The sequence below is a fragment of the Photorhabdus hainanensis genome (assembly GCF_018448965.1).
Classification (GTDB): Bacteria; Pseudomonadota; Gammaproteobacteria; order Enterobacterales; family Enterobacteriaceae; genus Photorhabdus; species Photorhabdus akhurstii.
In genome coordinates, this window is the sequence record NZ_RCWD01000083.1 from 1 (window position 1) to 2,941 (window position 2,941).

The 2,941-nt window shown below is 57.2% G+C and carries 2 protein-coding genes; both read left to right on the forward strand.

Annotated elements, in window-relative coordinates; translation table 11 throughout:
• Nucleotides 1-1,427 (forward strand): ShlB/FhaC/HecB family hemolysin secretion/activation protein (locus EAE92_RS23770; RefSeq protein ID WP_214069827.1); only part of this gene is annotated, 1,427 nt, incomplete at its 5' end.
• Between the two features lie 48 nt (nt 1,428-1,475).
• The coding region (locus EAE92_RS23775) for a two-partner secretion domain-containing protein (protein ID WP_214069828.1) at nt 1,476-2,941 on the forward strand (1,466 nt) is incomplete at its 3' end.

A 2,941-nucleotide genomic window follows, 5' to 3' on the forward strand; every position in this document is an offset into this window, starting at 1 on the left:
AAAATTTCCCGCACTGGTTACCGTTCCGACGTGTCGCCCAACAGGGCGAAAACCATTGCCTGGGCGATAAAGGCATTAGCCGGCTGATAACCCAGTTGCAAGATCAGCTCATTAATCACGGCTATGTCACCAGCCGGGTTCTGGCTCCTTCCCAGGATCTGCGTACCCAAATGCTAAAACTGGTGATGATACCGGGCAAAATCCGGCATATCCGCTATACCCCAGACAGCGGGAACTATATCCAGCGGATAACCCCCTTTCCCGCGCGTGAAGGCAAGTTACTGGATTTACGGGATATCGAGCAGGGATTGGAAAACTTGCAACGTTTCCCGACCGTGCAGGCGGAGATGAACATTGTCCCGGCAGCGCAGCCGGGGGAGAGCGATATTGTGCTGGACTGGCGTCAGTCCCGCCACTGGCGAGTCGCCACGTATCTGGATGATACCGGCTCCAAAAGCACCGGGCGTTATCAGGGCGGTTTAACCTTCTTTCTGGATAACCCGCTGGCGCTCAGCGACCTGTTCTATCTCTCCGAGGGACGCGATATTCACTCATCTGCCGGGAAAGGCAGCCAGAACGACACGCTCTATTACTCCCTGCCGTTCGGCTACTGGATGGCCAGCGTGACGGCCAGTCATTACGATTATACCCAGACGATAGCCGGGCTGAATCAGGCGATCCAATACCGGGGCAAAAGCCAAAACCTGGCGGTCCAGCTTAGCCGGGTGCTGCATCGTAACGCCGACCAGAAAACCGGGCTTAACGGTGAAATTTATCGCCGGACTTCGCGCAATTTTATTGATAAGACCGAAGTCGACGTTCAGCGCCGGGAAACTGCGGGCTGGAAGCTGGGACTGTCTCATCATCACTTTATCGGCAGCGCGACGCTGGATACCAAAGTGACTTATCAACAGGGCATGCGCTGGTTTGGCGCGCAACCTGCGCCGGAAGAGTACCGCAATGAGGGGACCGCCTTGCCTAAAATCACCCAGTTCTCGGCGACGCTTTCCGGGCCGTTAACGCTGTTTTCTCAGCCCTTTTCTTATCAGACCCAATACTTACGTCAGATAAGCGCCAGCCCATTGACGCCTCAGGATCGATTCTCAATCGGCGGCCGCTGGACGGTGCGCGGCTTTGATGGCGAGTTGACCTTATCCGCTGATCGAGGCTGGTACAGCCGTAACGAACTGGACTGGCAAACCCCGCTGAAAGGGCAGTCGCTGTATCTGGCAATGGATTATGGCGAAGTGGGCGGCCGGGGCAGCGACGCGCTGCTCGGAAAACACCTGGCGGGGAGCGCCCTGGGCTGGCGCGGCAGCCTGAAAAAGGTGAGCTACGACCTGTTTGTCGGCGTCCCGCTGTCCAAACCCGCCGGTTTCCAAACTTCCCCCGTCACGGCCGGATTCAACCTGTATTGGCAGTATTAATTCAAATAACAAAACTGCCGGTGGGTAGTGTTGTGTGGAGCAAAAATCATGAACAAGCAGTTATATCGTATTATCTTTAATCCATCTCGCCAGCTGTGGATGGTGGTGGCCGAGATAGCGCGGGCCGGACGGGGAAGAGCCGGACGCCGCGCTCATCGCCCCTCTTCACCGCAGCGTCGTTGCCGACTCACCGCGCTACGGTTTGGGTTGTTGTTAGCCCTTGGCGGAGTTTCGCTCACCGTACAGGCGGCGATTGTGGCCGACGGACAGGCGCCGGGCCGTCAGCAGCCCACCATCATTCGCAGCGCCAACGGCACGCCGCAGGTCAATATCCAGACCCCGGGCGCCGACGGCGTTTCCCACAATACCTACCGTCAGTTTGACGTGGATAAACAGGGGGTGATCCTCAATAACAGCCATCAGGCCACCCAGACGCAACTGGGCGGTATGGTCGCAGGCAATCCGTGGCTGGCCAAAGGGGACGCCAGCGTTATTCTTAACGAAGTCAACAGTCGTGACCCCAGTCACCTTAATGGCTGGATTGAAGTCGCCGGCCATAAAGCCGAGGTGATTATTGCCAACCCTTCTGGTATCACCTGTAACGGTTGCGGTTTCATTAACTCACATCGCACTACGCTCACCACCGGACAGGCGCTGATGGAACAGGGTCGGTTGAAAGGGTTTGATGTCAATCAGGGGGAAGTACGGATTGACGGGCACGGTATGGACAGCACACAGCAAAGTTACACCGATATTATCGCCCGCTCCGTGGCGATTAACGCCAAATTACACGCGCAAGACCTGAAAGTGACCACCGGGCGCAATATTGTCGATGCGGCGCATCAGCAGATTAAGAAAAAATCGGTTGACGATGAAAAGCACCCGGCGTTTGCGCTGGATGTGGCGGCACTGGGCGGCATGTACGCCCATAAAATCAGGCTGATAGGCACCGAAGCGGGGGTGGGCGTGCATAATGCCGGCAATATCGGCGCGTCTGCCGGCGAAGTGCATATCACCGCCGATGGCCGGATAGAGAATCGCGGCGCTATCAGCAGTCGTGACGCGTTGCAATTAACTTCGTCTGCTAATGTTTCGAACACCGGTAAATTGCTGTCACAATCAGCGGTGAATTTACAGGCGGGCGGCGCGTTAGATAATCAGGGCCGGGTGGAAGCCCGCGGCGATACCACGGTCAACGCAGGCACGATACACAGCAGCCATGACAGCGTATGGGCCGCAGGGCTGGATGATAACGGCAACACCACCCGCCCCGGCTCCCTGACTCTGACCGCGCAGCACGTTCAGGCTAATGGCAAAAATCTGGCCGCCGATACGCTGGCTATCCACAGTCAACAGATTGACCTGAGTGACAGCCAGACGGCGGCCGGGCAGATTCAACTGACTGCCAGTCAATCGGGCATCAGTACCGCTCGCGCTACCGTCAACGCCGACCGTTTTAGCGCGAAAACCCCGGGTCAGTTTAACAACGACGGCGGCCAGTTAGTGGCGAAGGA